At 47.1% G+C, this 16884-nt stretch carries 22 protein-coding genes and 1 tRNA gene; all 23 read left to right on the forward strand.

Annotated elements, in window-relative coordinates:
* Positions 1–37: 37 nt before the first annotated feature.
* The 23 genes from JUF22_RS06005 (at position 38) to JUF22_RS06110 (ending at position 16877) form a co-directional block, all read left to right on the forward strand.
* Entirely contained in the window at positions 38–1042 is a 1005-nt protein-coding gene (locus tag JUF22_RS06005; protein ID WP_203644530.1) for a LysM peptidoglycan-binding domain-containing protein, read from the forward strand.
* A 10-nt stretch (positions 1043–1052) separates the two neighbouring features.
* On the forward strand, positions 1053–1520 hold the full coding sequence (locus tag JUF22_RS06010; protein ID WP_373306106.1) for a phage baseplate plug family protein: 468 nt from the start codon (positions 1053–1055) through the stop codon (positions 1518–1520).
* Positions 1521–1526: 6 nt separating this feature from the next.
* Positions 1527–2825 (forward strand): hypothetical protein, encoded by a 1299-nt coding sequence (locus JUF22_RS06015; protein WP_203644534.1) that lies wholly within the window; start codon positions 1527–1529, stop codon positions 2823–2825.
* Between the two features lie 9 nt (positions 2826–2834).
* Positions 2835–3173 (forward strand): hypothetical protein, encoded by a 339-nt coding sequence (locus JUF22_RS06020; protein WP_203644536.1) that lies wholly within the window; start codon positions 2835–2837, stop codon positions 3171–3173.
* A 14-nt stretch (positions 3174–3187) separates the two neighbouring features.
* Positions 3188–3553, forward strand: coding sequence for a contractile injection system sheath initiator (locus JUF22_RS06025; RefSeq protein ID WP_203644538.1), 366 nt, complete (start codon positions 3188–3190; stop codon positions 3551–3553).
* A gap of 12 nt (positions 3554–3565) precedes the next feature.
* The gene (locus JUF22_RS06030; RefSeq protein WP_203644546.1) at positions 3566–4738 is read left to right on the forward strand and encodes a baseplate J/gp47 family protein; all 1173 of its coding nucleotides are present in this window, start codon (positions 3566–3568) and stop codon (positions 4736–4738) included.
* Entirely contained in the window at positions 4725–5444 is a 720-nt protein-coding gene (locus tag JUF22_RS06035; RefSeq protein ID WP_203644548.1) for a hypothetical protein, read from the forward strand. Before JUF22_RS06030 ends, JUF22_RS06035 begins: the two co-directional genes overlap by 14 nt.
* Positions 5437–7512 carry a fibronectin type III domain-containing protein gene (locus JUF22_RS06040; RefSeq protein WP_203644550.1) on the forward strand — a complete coding sequence of 692 codons (2076 nt, stop codon included), beginning with the start codon at positions 5437–5439 and terminating at the stop codon, positions 7510–7512. Before JUF22_RS06035 ends, JUF22_RS06040 begins: the two co-directional genes overlap by 8 nt.
* A 301-nt stretch (positions 7513–7813) precedes the next feature.
* Positions 7814–8878 (forward strand): RNA-directed DNA polymerase, encoded by a 1065-nt coding sequence (locus JUF22_RS06045; RefSeq protein WP_203644552.1) that lies wholly within the window; start codon positions 7814–7816, stop codon positions 8876–8878.
* Positions 8832–9209: a hypothetical protein gene (locus JUF22_RS06050; RefSeq protein ID WP_203644943.1), complete on the forward strand. Its 378-nt coding sequence runs from the start codon at positions 8832–8834 to the stop codon at positions 9207–9209. The genes JUF22_RS06045 and JUF22_RS06050 overlap by 47 nt, the downstream gene beginning before the upstream one ends.
* Positions 9209–9340 carry a CD1375 family protein gene (locus tag JUF22_RS13840; protein WP_268890136.1) on the forward strand — a complete coding sequence of 44 codons (132 nt, stop codon included), beginning with the start codon at positions 9209–9211 and terminating at the stop codon, positions 9338–9340. Before JUF22_RS06050 ends, JUF22_RS13840 begins: the two co-directional genes overlap by 1 nt.
* A 14-nt stretch (positions 9341–9354) precedes the next feature.
* The gene (locus tag JUF22_RS06055; protein WP_203644554.1) at positions 9355–9516 is read left to right on the forward strand and encodes a CD1375 family protein; all 162 of its coding nucleotides are present in this window, start codon (positions 9355–9357) and stop codon (positions 9514–9516) included.
* A gap of 54 nt (positions 9517–9570) precedes the next feature.
* The gene (locus JUF22_RS06060) at positions 9571–10011 is read left to right on the forward strand and encodes a hypothetical protein (protein WP_236000732.1); all 441 of its coding nucleotides are present in this window, start codon (positions 9571–9573) and stop codon (positions 10009–10011) included.
* A gap of 40 nt (positions 10012–10051) precedes the next feature.
* The gene (locus tag JUF22_RS06065) at positions 10052–10363 is read left to right on the forward strand and encodes an FtsB/FtsL family cell division protein (RefSeq protein ID WP_203644556.1); all 312 of its coding nucleotides are present in this window, start codon (positions 10052–10054) and stop codon (positions 10361–10363) included.
* An 11-nt stretch (positions 10364–10374) separates the two neighbouring features.
* Positions 10375–10890, forward strand: coding sequence for a hypothetical protein (locus tag JUF22_RS06070; RefSeq protein WP_203644558.1), 516 nt, complete (start codon positions 10375–10377; stop codon positions 10888–10890).
* The gene (locus JUF22_RS06075; protein ID WP_203644560.1) at positions 10890–11942 is read left to right on the forward strand and encodes a GH25 family lysozyme; all 1053 of its coding nucleotides are present in this window, start codon (positions 10890–10892) and stop codon (positions 11940–11942) included. The genes JUF22_RS06070 and JUF22_RS06075 overlap by 1 nt, the downstream gene beginning before the upstream one ends.
* Before the next feature lie 190 nt (positions 11943–12132).
* Positions 12133–12217: transfer RNA gene (locus tag JUF22_RS06080), tRNA-Leu, on the forward strand.
* A gap of 113 nt (positions 12218–12330) precedes the next feature.
* Positions 12331–12528, forward strand: a complete 198-nt coding sequence (locus tag JUF22_RS06085) for a hypothetical protein (protein ID WP_203644562.1) — start codon at positions 12331–12333, stop codon at positions 12526–12528.
* 303 nt (positions 12529–12831) lie between these two features.
* Entirely contained in the window at positions 12832–14289 is a 1458-nt protein-coding gene (locus JUF22_RS06090) for an MATE family efflux transporter (protein ID WP_236000733.1), read from the forward strand.
* An 81-nt stretch (positions 14290–14370) separates the two neighbouring features.
* Complete coding sequence (locus JUF22_RS06095; protein ID WP_203644563.1) at positions 14371–14982, forward strand: HAD family hydrolase; 612 nt, start codon at positions 14371–14373, stop codon at positions 14980–14982.
* 104 nt (positions 14983–15086) lie between these two features.
* The gene (locus JUF22_RS06100; protein ID WP_125765647.1) at positions 15087–15506 is read left to right on the forward strand and encodes a PTS sugar transporter subunit IIA; all 420 of its coding nucleotides are present in this window, start codon (positions 15087–15089) and stop codon (positions 15504–15506) included.
* The gene (locus JUF22_RS06105; RefSeq protein WP_203644565.1) at positions 15503–16006 is read left to right on the forward strand and encodes a PTS sugar transporter subunit IIB; all 504 of its coding nucleotides are present in this window, start codon (positions 15503–15505) and stop codon (positions 16004–16006) included. The genes JUF22_RS06100 and JUF22_RS06105 overlap by 4 nt, the downstream gene beginning before the upstream one ends.
* A 79-nt stretch (positions 16007–16085) precedes the next feature.
* A complete protein-coding gene (locus JUF22_RS06110; RefSeq protein ID WP_203644567.1) occupies positions 16086–16877 on the forward strand; it encodes a mannose/fructose/sorbose family PTS transporter subunit IIC in 792 nt (263 codons plus the stop codon).
* Positions 16878–16884: the final 7 nt, after the last annotated feature.

Consider the following 16884-nt stretch of genomic DNA (forward strand, 5'->3'; position numbering starts at 1 on the left):
CTTTTTACATATAGCGTTTTTGAGAGGAGGAATATCTTTGGCGACTAAGAAGACACTTAAAACATATACGCAAAAGATGACAACGGCTAAGACTGCCTATAACAAGGCTAAGTCCACATATACTAAGAACGAGAAAGCCGTATCCACGCTGAAGACTAAGCTATCTAAGGCTAAGACGGCTAGTGAGAAGTCGACCATAAAGTCAAAGATAACTAGCGCCAACAAGTCCGTGAAAAAATCCAAGAAAAAAGTCACGAAGGCTAAGACAGCGTATACAAAGGCCAAGAGTAACCTGGCATCATTTAAGAAGAGTCAAGCTGCCGAAAAGCGCAAGGCGACAGTGAAACTAAAGAAGAAAATGATTACGCAAATGCAAAAGGACAAGCCGGGCTACTGGAAGGCTAAGCGGCCATTTGTCATTCCTAAGTATCCCGGAACTATGCATAGCTACGTTTTCATCGATAATACGACTGAGAGTGAGACGTCCACTAGCGACATGACCACGAACTCGATTGCGCCAGGACAATACATTAATCACTTTGTGCAGAACCAGCCAACACAACGGCAGATTGACGGGAAGCTGGGTGGATCATCTACTTCGAAAGTGCCTGGTCTTAAGAAGCAGTATGACATGCTGAAACGCTGGGGCAAGAATGGAACAGAAGTTGAGTTGCACCATGGGCAACGAAGCAGTAATAGTGCCGTTTTAACGTCTACTGGCCTGACTTTTGACGCGCCAAGAGATAATGCTTTACCGGTATCTGTTTCATTGGAAGACGTTAAGTGGGCCACCAGTGAAATTAAAAAGAGTTCAAAGAAGAAAACGACTGGTAAGCAAGAGGCTGGTAGTGGTCCCAAATCGGTAACGCAAGGAACACGGAAAAAGGCCAAGCCTAAGGCCGGAAAATTTACCACAATTAAAAAAGGCGATACCTACTGGGGATATCACGTTAGTTTTGGAACGTCGATTGCTAAGCTGCGGAGCTGGAATGGGTATCCGGACAGAAAATTGCCAATCGGTAAAAAGGTCAGAGTGAAGTAGGTGACGGCACTTGTATCGTAATACGATTCAGTTTAATAAATATCAGCTACCAGAGACATTTAGCATGACGCTCAGTGGGGTTAACTACAAATTCACAATTCGATATAACTATGTTAACGACAGAATCTACCTAACAATTGCTGACGAAAATGGTGTCGATATTGTCACGAACGAAAAGCTGGTGGCTAAGGAACGGCTTTTTGCGGGGGTGTCGGATGCCAACTTACCTAAAGACGATTTAGTTTTAATCGATGAAACAGGTAAGACAACCATCGTCAATTTTTCCAGCATTAATCAGGATATTTTTATCAGCGTTGATGATACGTTTACCGGAGAGCTTGACCCAGGCAACACGGATGATGGAATTTTTAATCCAGACGGGGATGATGCCAATATGGGATTCGATGATGACGACTCGAATGATGAAGCTAACTCTGATGATGACGATGATGGCTTGGATGACTTGGACAGGTGGTGATAGCTAGTGCAATTTGTACACCGTTACATGCGGATTTACGTCACATGGAAGAAGAATAAGAAGGAATTTCTTAGTTGGGATAAGTCCCCCTATAACGGAACGTTCGAGTTGACTTCGCCGTTTACCACTGGTATCAATCCAGATATGAATCAGCTCACCATGTATAACTTAACCAGTGATCAGTATGCGTATTTTCTAGAAGGCAGAACGGTAACTGTGACCGCTGGTTTTTATAATGCTGATGCCACAGCTAAGAATGGTGGCATGATTGCTAAAGGAACCATCAAGTCTTCCACACCCATCGCGCAAGACAGTGTGGATAAGACGGCCCAGGTTAATTTCAATCACTTCCCGGACATTAGCGAGAATCCACTGAAGGTTAAAAAGGTCACCAAAGTTAAGGTGACTGTTAAAAATACGCGTAAGAAGGCCAGCGAGAGTAGCGCCACTGACTTAATCCGGCAGTACAACAAAAAGAAAACCAATGAGCTGAACGCCTGGCTGCGGAATAATCCTAATGCTAAAGCACATGAACGGGGAGTTAAACGTAATCAAATTGCCGCCCAGCGGAGAACTTATGCTGCCAGAACACGTAAAAAGTATACACAGACGGCCAAGACTAAGAAGTCAAAGGCCAAGTATGCCAAACAAATCAAGTATGAGAATCTGTCATTCAAGGCGGGGACCAAAGCTTCAACAATTGCGCGGACTATTGCCAAACGTGCCAAGGTGCCATTGGGCGCGCTTAAACTAACTTACGACAGGAAGTTTCCAAATGGATATACGGTCAGTGGTAAGCCGCTTAACGCGCTCAAAAAGTTGGCAGACAGTGCTAGTACCACGACTTACATTGAAAATGGCAAGTTATATATTCGTGAAATTACGACTGGTCAAAAAGCTAAGTTACATCTAACACCGCAAACAGGCTTAACAAGCCACCCAACGCCGACAGATGACGGTACGTACAACGGACAGAAGTATGAAGTGCAATGCCTCATGCGCCAGGAAATCCACGTTGGTGCCCTAGTATACATTGATGACGGTTTAAAAAATTATGGTAAGTGTGTGGTGCTCAGTGGGCAGCGGGAGTATACGTCGTCATCAAGTACGGTGACTTTCCAATTTGTGCCCTATAGTGCCTACAAGACTGCCAACGCGGTACGGTTGAAGAAGGCTAAGGCCGCTACTGAAAAGGATCAGGCTAAGGCTAAGCTGAAAGCAAAAAATGAAAAGGCCAAGGATGATAAAAAGAAGAAAATCATCAAGTCTCGGCGAAAGGCGCGGCAAAAAGGAAATAAGAAATGAGGCGATTGATTGAAAACGGGGGCAAGTAAGCTTAATGAGTTGATTGACCTAAGAGTCAGCTTAGCATTGGCTGACAGAGACGCTCTATACCGGGCCTTTGTCACAGATACTTCGCCGCTAACGGTACAGCCTAAAGTAATGACCACGGGTGGTAAAAAGCATACGCCAGTGCGAGGAGTTAAACGATTGGACTGGGGTGGCACGCGAGAGCTGGCGGTTGGGGATGAAGTCCTGGTTGGTGTTCTTGCTGACAGCGATGCTAATGATAAAAAAGGGAAGACTTATATCGCCGATGAGAATCGCCGTTACAGTATTGATTCAAGCATTGTTATTGGGGTGATCAAGTGAGCATAGACGTTAAGATGGATGAAAATGGAGACCCTGATTTTTCTAATGGACGGGACATTGTGAATGGCGTCGATGAGCTGAAGCAATCGTTGGAGATGAGACTGCTATCTTCGGTAGGCTGGGCGGTCAATGACATTGACTTTGGCGTTGAATGGCTAGACTTTTTTAGTGATGGCAATAACGCCGATCTGGCTGAAGACAAAATTTCTGAGGCGCTGGAACAGGACGACCGCATCCAAGCAGTCATTAGTATTACCGTTACGCCAAACTATGATAAACGGATTGCCACCATTCAGACGGTTCTTCAGCTGGCGGATGATAATCTGATTGCTGACAATGGCGACCCTAACTTAGACTTTGACGCATCCATTAGTATTTAAGGAGGTGAATGAATGCCACTAACAATTACAGGATTCGTACCTAAGGACTATGATGATTGGCTTTTAGCCATTCAAACGGAGCTGCAGAAGAATGAAAACCTAGGACCGGATGTGGATCTATCCACAGGGTCGTACGTGGAGACGTTTGCGGAATCACTAGCCCGGCAACTAGAAGCGTCGGATTTGACCAAAGAGGATTTGCATGATGCTATCTCAATTTGGCTAGCTGAGGGTGTGGATTTAGACCGCTTGGCTAGTAATTTTGGAGTCTCACGCAACGTAGCGGCCTATGCACAGACTGAGCTAACAATTACGGGGACACCAGGCTATGTAGTTGATGAAGAGACCATGTTTAGCAATAATCAGGACCGAAACTATTTAACTGAGGAAGAGGTTACGATTGGAACGAGTGGCACAGCAACTGTTCGAGTCTGGGCCGAAGAGGTTGGTGAAGAGTACAACTGTGACGCCAACACAATTACTGATCAGGTCATGTACGTTGAAGAAATTACTGATGTGACGAACCCCGAACCAGCCTCTGGTGGGGCAGATATGGAATTGGACTATGATTTACGCCGGCGGGTTCAAATGGCACAAAAGGCAACGGTATCGCCGACACCTAACGGTATTTCTACAGCGCTGTTCCAGCTGCCAGATGTGAAAAGCTATCGTTATGTTGTTAATGAGGACGTTCCTAAGCTGGTGGGCGACCCGCCGTACACGACTCACATCTTTGTTCTGGGTGGCGTTCAGCAGGACGTGGCACAGGTTATTTCGGACAATGTAGCAGCTGGAATCGTGCTGACAGGCTCACAAAAATTTGATATTCCACTGGATAATGGCGACGTTCATCACGTCGCTTTTTCTATTGGATCGACGCAGACAATTTACATGAGCATTAGCGTTGACTTAGGTGATATCGGTGAGTTGACTAGCGATGATGTTATTCAGGATATTCGGGATAGCATCCAGGCCTGGATGGATGACTTCAGCATGGGAGACAAGCTGAAGTATACCCAGTTGTTCGGCGTTATCTATGATGTTGAATCAGTTAGCAACGTGACGGACTTGACCTGGGGGATAGCGGAAGATGATTTGAAACGGGCAGATATCCAGTTGGATAACTTTGCCGTGGCTGAGACCACAGACGATGCAATCGGGGTGACAATCAATGGTCAAGAATGAGTTTGAAAGCTATCACGAAGATGAGGTCTTGGCAGTTCCGACTAATCGCATTAATACAGCACCGGGGAGCCCAACCGAACGAATGATGCGGGTATTTGATAAGTTCTTATATGATGATATCCAGGATACTGAGAATATGAAGAAGGCCATTGCCCTGGATAACATGGTTGGTGGTCAGCTGGATGACTATGGGGATGACTGGGGTCTGTTGCGACTTGGTGAGCCTGATGATATCTATCGTTTCTTGCTGAAATTGCGGACAATCACACGGACTTCGCAAGGAACCTTCAACGAGTTAATCCGAATCATTTCGGCGACCTTTAGTATTGATGAACACGATTTCCAAGTGAAGAACGATTACGTTATTCAACCGGATGGTTCGACGATTGGGAAGCCATTTCACGTATCAGTATATAATTTGCCGCTGGATGAAATTGAACACCCGGAAATTATCCAGTCTTTTATTACTGAGCTGCAGCAGGCTCTGGTGCTTGGAGTGACGTTGTCTAGTGTGTCCTTTGTAACTAGTCCTAGTGCAAACGTATATGTGGGCACGGCGCTAACTACGATGAACGAGGTTGAGTTGCCTAGTGATGTGGATACTGAAACTATGGAGCATACGATTACGAATACAAACTACATGCGTTCGTTTCAGCAGGTTACAACGAAGTATGAAATTGAGAGTGGGGAGGTAGACCATGGCTAAATGGAATCAACTGGTTATCACGGATGCGGGGTATCAGCTGTCGGCAAAAACACTAGCTGGTACAAAGATTCAGTACACGCATGCTCAGACAACGGATAAGGATATGTCGGACCTAACTTCCGATGAACTGAAGTCAGTTACAAAGCTAGACAGTGTCGTTCAAGACCTGTCGGTTGGTATTATCACGGTCCAAGATGACCATACTGTTAATATCCCTGTTAAGGTAAGCAATCAAGATGTCACAGCTGATTACTTACTATGTGGTCTGGCAATTTTTGCCAAGCCTGTAGATGGGGATGAAATCCTTTATGGGATTGCTACCGCTGTTAGTCCAGATTTGATGGTGGCTCAGAATGGTTCTACGGTTGTTGGCACTAACTTTAAACTGAAGGTCCATGTAGGGTCAGCTGCCAATGTAAATATCGTTATTTCGCCGGATGGGTCCGTGTCTAATGAGGAGCTTGAAGGAATTCTCAAAGACTATGTACTAACATCGGAATTGTCGAAAAAACTACCTGAAGGAATTGTTACTGAGGGTGGAAACAACGTCATGACTGGCAGTAATGTTTTCAAAGCAGATCCAGTGGATGCTGATGGTAATGCTTATGTGACGGGGTCCGGGGCGGTTGCGGCAGCCGAAGGACATTTTGCACAGGCAAGTAAGTCAGGTGGTGTGACAATTTCTGGCGTGGAGCTTGAAGTAGATGACGCCGGTAAGCTCAAGTATGGCGATGATCTGGTTTTAATGGCGAACAAGCCACAGGCACCAGGGTTCACTGCAGCAATGGACTTCTCAGTCGGCCAGCCGGAGTGGACGGTCACGCTTCCCAAAATTGATGGTGGGGCCTCAATCGTGTCGTCCACCGTTCAGTACCGTAAGAGTGGTGACACCGATTGGACCAGCATTCAGTCAGCAGTATCCGTGCTGTCGGGCCATGTGACTGGACTCACGGGCAACTCAGAGTATGAATTCCGAGCCTTCGTATCTAACTATGCCGGTGATAGCCCGTACTCAAACACAGAAACCGTGAAGACGATGGACGACCGAATTTTCGGTGTATCTTGGGACATGAGTAGTGACCCTAAGCTAACTCGTACAGATGCCGCGGTCGGCTTGGTGGCGGGCATTAACGGTTCTCAAAACGATTTTGACACTGTGGGTCCTTGGGCTAAGATGGACAAGACCATTACAGACGATAAGGGCAACTCCTTTGTCCGGATTCCCAAGCTGTACATTAAGAAGACTCAGACTGACAAACTGGCCACCTGGCAAGTTTCTCTGAGCAAAATTGACGATACTTGGTACCTGCCAAAGTGTTTCTGGGACTTCACTAATCAAAAAGAGTTGGATTACGTGGACGTGGGTCGTTATGAAGGAACAATCAGTAGCGGCAAGCTAAAATCTAATAGTGGAGTAATGGCAACGGTTTCTCAACCGATTGGAACGTTCAGAACGGATGCTAAAGCCAACGGGACTGGGTATCAGTTGCTAGATGTTCATGTGATTGATGTTTGGCAAGTGCTATTTGTCATTGAGTTTGCAACTATTAATTCTCAGAGTATCATGAACGGAATTTCTAGTGGGTCACAAGTGAAAAACGGCTCTGGAACCAATCATGCTGGTTCTTCTGGATTCCTGTCTCCAACGGGTGCAATGGATTATCGTGGGATTGAGAACCTGTATGGAAACATTTTTCAGTTTGCCGATGGCGTTAATATGGCCTCAAAAAAGCCATGGGTATGTGATGATTCGTCTAAGTATCAATCAGATCTATTTGCCGCCCCTTATACTAGTTTGAACTATTCGGTAGCAGAATCAGGGTACTCTGAACGAATGGGATTAGACACCAATCATCCTTTTGCCCAGTTTGCGACGAAAACAGGGGACAGTGAGTCCACCTATTACTCAGATTACAACTATACCCCAAGTGGTAACTGTGTAGCTCTTTACGGCGGCAACTGGAACGGTTCCGGCTACGATGGCGTTTTCTGCTGGCATCTGTACGAGTCGTCTTCGTACTTGAATTCTGGCATCGGGTCGCGTCTCGTTAAAAAGGCTTTGGCTTAAGGAGGACCGGGGGAGTTCTCCCCCGGGAACTTTTGGGGATTTGTGGTGCGCGGCAACTGGAACAATTCCGGCAACGATGGCGTTTTCTACTGGCATCTGAACGAGTCGTCTTCGAACTTGAATTCTGACATCGGGTCGCGTCTCCTTATTTGATGAATGAAATTGCACTGCATCTTCCCTGCCACTTGGCAAAAATTAGGCTGCTCAAAGCAGGAGCTAGTAGGATATCTCGAAAGTTCTTGAAGCTAATAAGGAAAACAAATTGCATAAATGCACATTTTGAAAAGAAAGGAGGAGCCTAATGAAGCGATATGGAAACTTGTTCGATAAAATTGTGAGTTCAGACAATCTGGGGCTTGCAATTGAAGAGGCCTCTAAGGGAAAACGCACCCGTAAGGGTGTTTCCCGTGTTCTGGATAACAAAGATTTCTACGTCATGCAGTTGCATGACATGCTAGTAGACCATGAGTACGTGCCTAACCATGTGGTTCGTCGTGTGATTCGGGATAAGATTAAAACACGAACAATTGCTAAGCCGCAGTTCTACCCGGACCAAGTTATTCAGTGGGCCGCCATGCTAGTACTGCAGCCAATCTTCTTGAAAGGCATGTATGAGTACAGTGTGGGGTCAATCCCACATCGCGGTACTTCAATGGGACAAAAGGCAGTTAAAAAGTGGCTGCAAAATGACCCCAAGAACACTAAGTATTGTCTAAAGATGGATGTGCATAAATTTTACCCATCCATCAACACGGCAATTCTCAAGTCCAAGTTCCGACGAAAAATTAAGGACCGGGATACCCTCTGGCTACTTGATACTTTGGTGGACCAGTTTGAACAGGGGCTGCCAATCGGTTTTTACTCTTCCCAGTGGTTTGCCAACTTTTTCTTGCAAGACTTAGACCATTACATCAAGGATGATTTGCAAATTCCGTACCTTGTACGGAATATCGATGATCTAGTGCTACTGGGGCCGAACAAAAAGAAGCTACACAAGGCAGAGCAAGCTATTTCCAGCTACCTGGCTGATGAATTTCTGGAGGTTAAGCCCAACTGGCAAGTCTTCAAGGTCAACTCACGGCCTATCGACTTTTTAGGAATGCGCCTGTACCGGGGCCACACGACTTTGCGTCGCCGAAACGCTTTAAAAATTAAACGCCGGATGGCAAAGATTTCCAAAAAACCTGGACTAAATCGATTCGATGCGGCAAGTGTCATCGCTTACTGGGGCTGGCTTAAGCACTCAGATAGCTATGGATTTTACATGAAGTATATGAAGCCTGCTTGTACCATTAAGCGGGCAAAGGAGGTAATGTCTAATGGCAGCAAACGACGAGTACGCTACACTGACCGGACCCATTCCTGATGGATTTGCGGTGTATCAGATGCCAGGCGTACAGCTTGGTGATCACACGTTCTTTGGGTGGAAAATGGTGAAGCAAAAGTCCGAATCCTATACGGATGATGACGGGAAAGAGCAGCATCGGAGCGTTGACGACGAGACCACACCTGCTGTATACGATGGAACAACGCAGCTACTTCAAGATAATGCAGAAAAGGCCAAAGAGATTGCTAGTCTAAAGGCAGCCAACGAACTTACTCAGCAGGGCCTGATGGAAGCTGTTGACTACTTGTCAGCACAACTAGTACAGACGAGCACCACAACAACTGATTCTTCAACCGGGGAGGCGAAGTAATGGCATTTTCGGCATTGGCACAAATTTATGCGCAAGCGATTGTGGAAGGTACCTGGACAATTGAAGAAGTCCCCGCACCTTTCCGCGGCGATACTCAAACCGCATTAGACCAGCTACAGTCAAACAAATAAGGAGATAACCAACTATGTTAAATTTCAAATTCTCAGCACTTTCAGCAATCTACGCCGCTAACGTCTTGGACGGGGGCAGAACTATTGATGAAGTTCCGACCTACCTGCAAGAAGATGTCAAAAATATTTTAGGTTCTGCAAAAAACTCCGTGAGCACCGATACTTCACAAGCATAGTTTTAGTAGCTGGTGCTTTTTTGATGGGATTTTTTATCGGGAAGGGGTGAGCACTTGCTGAAGCATGATTCACGTAATGGCTTGCTAGCGAGAATGTATAGTCATTGGAACCATTTCTTCTTTGGAATTTTTTCAGTATTATGTGGAGTTTATATCCTACTTCATCAAGGTTATCTTGATGATCCTCGAGTTACGCCGCCACCGCCACCATCACACTTTGAGAAAATTACATTTCAATTTGCTGATGATTGGTGGTTCGCGGCACTATTAATTGTCTTCGGAACTGTCCTACTTGTTGGCGTCCTTGGTGAGTCTAGGAAGCTTAGAGATTGGGGCCTTGTTGCAATTGCACCGTTGTATGGTGCAATGATGGTTGCATTTGGTGTCCGAGGATTACTTGATTTTAGGTTTAATTTGACATGGGTGTTTATTGGTCTCGCTGTAGCGTTGCTGATTGGCACTGCAATGCGAGGTGACCATCGGCATGAGGATTAGTGACTGGTCAACACTGTTGGGGGCTATTGGTGCATTAGCAGTGACAATTTGGGGAGTCATTCATGGGGCTAACACGGATAAACGTCAGTCGAACAATGACCGGCAAGAGTTGGAATCATGGATTATGAACCAAATTAAACAAGATAATCAGCAACTTCGAAGTGATCGTGAGTCGGACCGAAAGCAATTTTCTACTGATTTAGAGGCCTTGCGAGCTAAGAAAGATGCAATGGAGCAAGAACTTAATCAGCAAATCGCACTTAAAGTCCGTGAGAACGAGCAACTAAAGCAGCGAAACGCTGCCTTAGAGGCAGAAAACGAAGCATACCGGAATCGGTACGGCCAATTATGATGGAGGACATTATGGATAACCTATTGAATGTTTTTAAAGTGTTAAATGACACAGGAATCTTGGGTGTCATCGTGGTGGCATTTGTTGGATGGTTTACACGAATTAACCCAGCATTGAAACATAAAGTTGAATTGCAAAAGACTTCTCGGCAACGTGAGGCACTATTACTACTGGACCAGTTAGCTACGAACGTAGTATTAGAGCTGTCAACAAAGTACGAACTTCCAAATGATGAAAAACGTGAAAAGGCGATTGCTCAGGTAACCGAACAGCTACAAGGTTTTGGGCATGAAATCGATCCTAAGGTAGTATCGGCTGGCATTGAGAAGGCTTATCAATTGCTGAGTACTAAAAACACAGCAGCACAAGTTAAGCAAGCTAAGTATGACGCCGCTCTCGCGTCCACAGAAGCCGCGTTCGCTAAGAAGCAGGAACAACTATCTGTAAACAGTTCTGCAGTTAAGGATGAAGTTAATCCATTGAAAGTTCCAGCTACTGCACAACCAACGGAGGGAGGCAATCAATAATGCCACGTTTAGACATGGTTGATATCTCAAATAACAATGGCTATATGACCGTATCCAACTACAAATCCATGGCTAAATATGGTGTGAAGGCGATTGTTCAAAAGCTCTCAGAGGGGACTTACTTTACAGATGGCACCCGAAAAGTTAATATCACCAACGCGATTAAAGCTGGGATGCACGTTAATGGCTACCACTTTGCTCGGTTTACCACAGTGGCTGGTGCCAAAGCTGAGGCACAAATGGCGGCGCGATGCGCGTTGTCAGCGGGACTCGGTAAGGACAGCGTAATCGTTTTGGACTTTGAATCTAACAACAAAGGCTGGTCCATAAACTCTGCCACAATTCGAGCATGGGTCAAAGAGGTTAAGCGCATGGGTTATCCGAAAACCGATGTGTATACGATGGGAAGTTGGACTAATTCATTGCCATTAAATAACTCTGGACGTGGGGGCTGGATTGCCTCCTATCCTAGTAATCCCAGTGGTATGAACCTGTACAAGTCTTACAATGGATGGCAATGGTCATCGACACATAAATTTCCCGGGGTTTATGGTGGACTTGACGTAAGCCAAATGTATTCGGATTACTACTACGGTTCGGCTGCCAAGGTCGCTAAGCCTAAGAAGGCCGTTTACTATGACTACAATCCTAAAGTTGTTTACGCGCGAACAGAAATTAAACGATACAAGGATAAAGAGTTCAAGCATCCAGTGGACTCCTGGCCGACTCACACGGGCTTTGAGGTAGCCTCACTGGTTAAATATGGCAAAGTGACACGCTTTAAGTTAGCCAATGGGTTATTTATCACGGCTAATCAAGCCTACGTAAACCGGCTATACTACGTGGCAGGGGGTAAGACCAAGCAGGTTAAATCAGTTCGGGGGACTCATCGTTATAAAGACAAGTCGCTACACCATGTAGTTGATTGGTGGCCCGCTGGAACAATCTTTGCAGTCGATAAGATTGTTAAAGATGGTAATGCAACGCGAATTAAGCTAGCGAACGGGATGTTCATTAGCGGCAATAAGTTAAATAATAGTTTTGTGAAGTAAGTTTAGGGGTGTCTCACGCGTAAAAGCGTGGGACACCCTTTTTGTATAATATTCAGTATATTTTGAATATTGTTTCTTCTATCTTATATGTATTCCTCGCACGGATTTATTTTCTAACCATTTTTCTAACCACTTAGGGAATTGGCTTGTTAAATAGTGCCAACTTTGTTATGCTTGAAGTCGTTGAAATGCGGCCATGGCGGAATTGGCAGACGCGCAAGATTAAGGATCTTGTCCGGGTAATCCGGGTGGAAGTTCGAATCTTCTTGGCCGCATCAGAGGTTTACAGAAAGTACCGACCTATTGGGTTGGTGCTTTTTTGTTTTGTTAGGGTGGTTATGCAGGAAAAGCCATATAATTGTGGCTATAGGGACTACAAGGTGGCGAGTTGTTTAATTTACTTGAAAAACTGGGCCAGAACTTTCCGCCGCTTGATATAGCGCACGCAACTAAAGAGGATCTTCTGCGTTATCGCATGGTAGGTCTTTCTGATGAAGAGAAAAAGAAGACCATTGCGCGGGCTAAGGAATTAGGCATGTTGCAGGAAAAGTCGAGCGGGCGCACAAAACAAACTAATGACATGTGATGATTAGTGTGTACTAAAAACCGTGTTAGCCAATAATCTTGGCCAGCACGGTTTTGATTTAACGATGAAGCCCCGAAACAATTAAATTACCCCCGAAAAATGACAAACAGATAACATTTTCACCAAGCAATCGTTTTCATGAAAATAGACCTTCAAAAATCCTTAAGAAGAGCGTAAGATTGAAAATTAAATCAACCACTTTTCATCTTTTCAGGCAAATGTACTGACAAGTGGTGGTGAACGCGTTATAGTAGTTCTCTTGTGTCAATTTAATTGACCATAATTTTAGAAGGAGGTCGGCGTATGAGCGACTTAACCAAGGGCAATTCCCTCAAACTTATTTTCTTTTTCACGATTCCATTGTTGATTGGTAATTTATTTCAGCAATTATATAACGTCTCTGATACTGTAGTTGTGGGGCAAACCCTTGGTGTGAAGGCGCTGGCCGCCGTTGGTGCGACTGGTTCAATCAACTTCTTAATTATTGGATTCGCGCAAGGCCTGACCGCTGGCTTGGCCATTATTACGGCCACCCGGTTCGGGGCCCGCGATTACAAGGGTGTGCGGCGGTCCTTTGCCGCGAGCATTATCATTTCAATCTTAATGACAATCGTGTTGACGGTTCTGTCGTTAACTTTCGTTGATCCTATCTTGAAATTAATGCAAACCCCAGCGTCCATCTTCGACAATGCGCGGATCTTCATCAGCACGATCTTTGCCGGAATCTTTGCGTCGATGGCGTTCAACTTACTCTCTAACATTATTCGTGCGCTCGGGGATTCCCGGACGCCACTGATTTTCCTGGTCATCGGGACCGTGGTTAACGTGCTTTTAGAATTACTCTTCATCCTGGTCTTCCACATGGGCGTCGCTGGTGCCGGTTGGGCAACCGTCATCTCTCAGGTGGTCGCCTCACTCCTCTGTGTGGGTTACATCATCCGGTCCATTCCACTCCTACACATCACTAAGGAAGATTTTAAATTCGGGTTCGATGAACTCTGGCAACATTTTTCCACGGGGATGCCCATGGGCTTTCAACTGTCCATCATTGCAATTGGCACGATGGTGATGCAGGCAGCCTTGAACTCTCTGGGGACCGACTCCGTTGCGGCTTCAACCGCAGCGTCCAAGGTTGACCAACTGTGTTCACTGCCCATGTCTTCTTTCGGAGTCACCATGGCAACCTTTGCCGCTCAGAACTTTGGGGCCGGCAAGTACGGTCGTATCATGGAAGGGGTCAAGAAGACCCTCTGGTTATCCGGGACCTTCGCCGTTTTGGCGGGGAGTCTGGTTATCTTCTTCGGTAAGCCAATTGTGACGTTGATCATTGGAACGGCCGACGAACACGTCATTCAATTGTCACAAACCTACTTCAATATTATTGGGAGCACGTACCTTTTGTTAAGTGTCCTCTTTATCATCCGGAACACACTCCAAGGCCTGGGTCGGCGAGTCTTGCCAACCTTAGCGGGTGTCGGGGAACTGACCATGCGGGTCTTTGCCGCGGTGTTCCTGGTGGGCACGTTGGGTTATGCCGGAGCCGTTTCCGCGGAACCATTGGCTTGGTTGGGTTCTTGTGCCATCCTGGTACCCTCTTGGATTCGAGCCGTGAAGCAATTGCGGAACTTACAACGTTCAGAAGATATCGCTGCTGGGAAGAACCCAGAGGTCGAAGCGTTGACTGCATCAGTTGCGCACGCCGAACCTGTGGGTGAAACAATTTCATCAGCACCTGAATTAGAGTCTTACCGTAAAGCGTGATAAACTATGGTGTGGTCAGTGATGGCCGCACCATTTTTCTTTACCTAAAAATGTAAAAAACGCACAAGGAGACCTTGCGAAATGAAAAATTTTATTTTTGATATTGACGGGACTTTACTGGACACCGAGGCTATGTATATGAAGTCGCTCCAGGCCGTTCTTCATGACCGGGGGATTGAACGGGAATATGCGACGCTGGCAAAGACGTTTGGCATTCCCAGCCGGGACGCACTGATTCGCTTGCAGTTGCCGGATGTAGATGACATCTTGGCCGAGTGGGGCCCCCGGACGCAGGATTACCGGGATACGGTGGCCATTTATGCGGGAGTTAAATCGGCACTGGCCCAGTTGAAGGCAGCCGGCGCGGGGCTCGCCATCATGACCTCCAAGCAACGGTTTGAATATGACCGGGATGTGGTCAGCATGGGGCTGGATAGCTACTTTAGCCAGGCCATTGTCGCCGAAGATATTGCCCACGGCAAGCCGGAACCGGATGGTATCTTATTGGCCATGGACCGGCTGGGGGCAGAGCCAGCGGAGACCGTTTACGTGGGGGACACGGTGTATGACGCCGAGGCTTCGGCAGCGGCCCACGTGACCTTTGGTTTCGCAGCGTGGAATGGCCGAACGCCAACTGATTTTACGCCGGACGTTAGTTTTATCACGCCAGCGGCTATGCTGGACCACCTGTAAATTTAGCTGAGGGAGTAGCTGGAACCGCTTTTTTATGCTATATTTAATTCAGACGCAATTTACGGAAAACCGCTGAATAGCGGAATTGATGAAGGGGTGGCAGGATGCTCGCCATAATCGTCACAAGCCACGGTGAATTTGCCCGTGGAATTTTACAAAGTGCTGAAATGATCTTTGGTAAAGCGCAAAAAATTATTGCCGTTACACTGGCGGCCGACGAAAGTGTCGAGGACTTGGCCAATCACTACCAGGCGGCGATTCAAGAAATGGCCCCGGTAGACGAATTGTTATTTTTGGTCGATCTATGGGGTGGCTCGCCCTTTAACGCGGCTAGTCGGGTCGTTGCCCAGCATCCGGACCGATATGGTCTCGTGGCTGGCTTGAATCTGCCAATGCTGATTGAGGCACTGTCGATTCAGAACCAGACTTTGGCTGAGGTGATTCCCCACTTAGAGCGCGCAGCTCAAGGGGGCATTCGCCATTTAGATTTACAAGCGAACACGGGAGATGACGAGTTACTATGACGATGACAATTAAATTAGCGCGGGTCGATAACCGCTTACTGCACGGTCAAGTTGCGACGGTGTGGACCAAGACGGTACGGCCTAACCGGATTTTGGTCGTCTCCGATGACGTGGCCCAGGATCAACTGCGCAAGACGTTGATCGTCCAAGCGGCGCCAGCTGAAGCCAAGGCCAACGTCATTACGTTAGCGAAAATGGCGCAGATCTATCAGGATGCCCGTTTTGATGGCTTTCAGCCGATTATCTTAATGGAAACACTGCCGGAAATGGCCAGTTTGGTGGACCAAGGTGTCGACTTGACCGCGACCGGTGTGAACGTGGGTAACCTAGCTTATACGGCGGGGAAGACCCTGTTGACGGCTAGTCTGTCCGCCGATGAAGCAGATGTTGCGGCTGCCAAGAAGTTGGTCGCAGCTGGTGTCGACGTCTATGCGCAGACGGTTCCGACGGATCGGAAACAGGATTTCTTAAAGTTAGCAGCTAAAAAGGGTTTGTCGTAACACCTCACTCGGTGGTCACCCCACCTGAGCGGGGTGTTTTTGCGGTACATATTAGAAAGTAGAAGGGAGTCAACGGGTCATGAGCATTTGGGGAGTTTTGATTATTGCCTTCTTAGCGGGGATCGAAGGTGTGATTGATGAATGGGAATTTCATCAACCCATCGTTGCCTGTACGCTGGTCGGCCTAGCAACCGGGAATCTCGTGAGTGGGATTGCTCTCGGGGCTTCACTGCAGTTAGTGACGTTGGGGTGGATGAACATAGGGGCCGCTGTTGCCCCTGATCCGGCGTTAGCCGCCGTTGTGGCCGCATGGTGGGTCAGTGGCCCCGCGCACTTGCCCGTGGCGGCAGGGGTCATTTTAGCCATTCCCTTAGCCTTGATCGGGCAGGGGTTGACGCAGGGCCTGCGCAAACTGATTATTCCGTTGGTGCAACAGGCCGATGTGGCCGCTGCCAGTGGCAATCTCCACCGCATCGACTGGATTTTGCGCCTCAGCGTGGTCTTACAGGGCCTACGCGTTTTGATTCCGACGGCGTTTTTGATGTGGATTCCGAGTGCTTGGGTCCATGCGAGTTACCACCTGCTACCGCAAGTTATTCAGGGCGGGTTGCGGGTATCCGCGGGCTTGCTAGTCGTTGTCAGTTTTGCCATTGTCATCAACATGATGGCGACCCGGCAGCTCTGGCCGTTCTTCTTTATTGGTTTTGCACTCGCAACGGACGGCCATTTGAGTTTGGTCGCCCTAGGCTTAATTGGCGTCGGACTGGCGATTCTTTACCTGCGCTTGCAGGATGGTGGTCACCACGATAATGGTGGCGGCAATAATCAGACTGAAGAAGACGAATTGGACCGCGAACTGGATGATCTTTAAGGAGGCG

The organism is Levilactobacillus lanxiensis, from assembly GCF_016861655.1.
In the GTDB taxonomy this organism is placed as follows: domain Bacteria; phylum Bacillota; class Bacilli; order Lactobacillales; family Lactobacillaceae; genus Levilactobacillus; species Levilactobacillus lanxiensis.

Excerpts from the sequence above, each read along its gene's own strand:
- JUF22_RS06075 (WP_203644560.1), top strand. The coding sequence starts at position 10,890 with ATGCCACGTTTAGACATGGTTGATATCTCAAATAACAATGGCTATATG.
- JUF22_RS06050 (WP_203644943.1), top strand. The coding sequence starts at position 8,832 with ATGGCAGCAAACGACGAGTACGCTACACTGACCGGACCCATTCCTGAT.
- JUF22_RS06040 (WP_203644550.1), top strand. The coding sequence starts at position 5,437 with ATGGCTAAATGGAATCAACTGGTTATCACGGATGCGGGGTATCAGCTG.
- JUF22_RS13840 (WP_268890136.1), top strand. The coding sequence starts at position 9,209 with ATGGCATTTTCGGCATTGGCACAAATTTATGCGCAAGCGATTGTGGAA.
- JUF22_RS06030 (WP_203644546.1), top strand. The coding sequence starts at position 3,566 with ATGCCACTAACAATTACAGGATTCGTACCTAAGGACTATGATGATTGG.
- JUF22_RS06110 (WP_203644567.1), top strand. The coding sequence starts at position 16,086 with ATGAGCATTTGGGGAGTTTTGATTATTGCCTTCTTAGCGGGGATCGAA.
- JUF22_RS06045 (WP_203644552.1), top strand. The coding sequence starts at position 7,814 with ATGAAGCGATATGGAAACTTGTTCGATAAAATTGTGAGTTCAGACAAT.
- JUF22_RS06095 (WP_203644563.1), top strand. The coding sequence starts at position 14,371 with ATGAAAAATTTTATTTTTGATATTGACGGGACTTTACTGGACACCGAG.
- JUF22_RS06100 (WP_125765647.1), top strand. The coding sequence starts at position 15,087 with ATGCTCGCCATAATCGTCACAAGCCACGGTGAATTTGCCCGTGGAATT.
- JUF22_RS06055 (WP_203644554.1), top strand. The coding sequence starts at position 9,355 with ATGTTAAATTTCAAATTCTCAGCACTTTCAGCAATCTACGCCGCTAAC.
- JUF22_RS06105 (WP_203644565.1), top strand. The coding sequence starts at position 15,503 with ATGACGATGACAATTAAATTAGCGCGGGTCGATAACCGCTTACTGCAC.
- JUF22_RS06025 (WP_203644538.1), top strand. The coding sequence starts at position 3,188 with ATGGATGAAAATGGAGACCCTGATTTTTCTAATGGACGGGACATTGTG.
- JUF22_RS06090 (WP_236000733.1), top strand. The coding sequence starts at position 12,832 with ATGAGCGACTTAACCAAGGGCAATTCCCTCAAACTTATTTTCTTTTTC.
- JUF22_RS06035 (WP_203644548.1), top strand. The coding sequence starts at position 4,725 with ATGGTCAAGAATGAGTTTGAAAGCTATCACGAAGATGAGGTCTTGGCA.
- JUF22_RS06070 (WP_203644558.1), top strand. The coding sequence starts at position 10,375 with ATGGATAACCTATTGAATGTTTTTAAAGTGTTAAATGACACAGGAATC.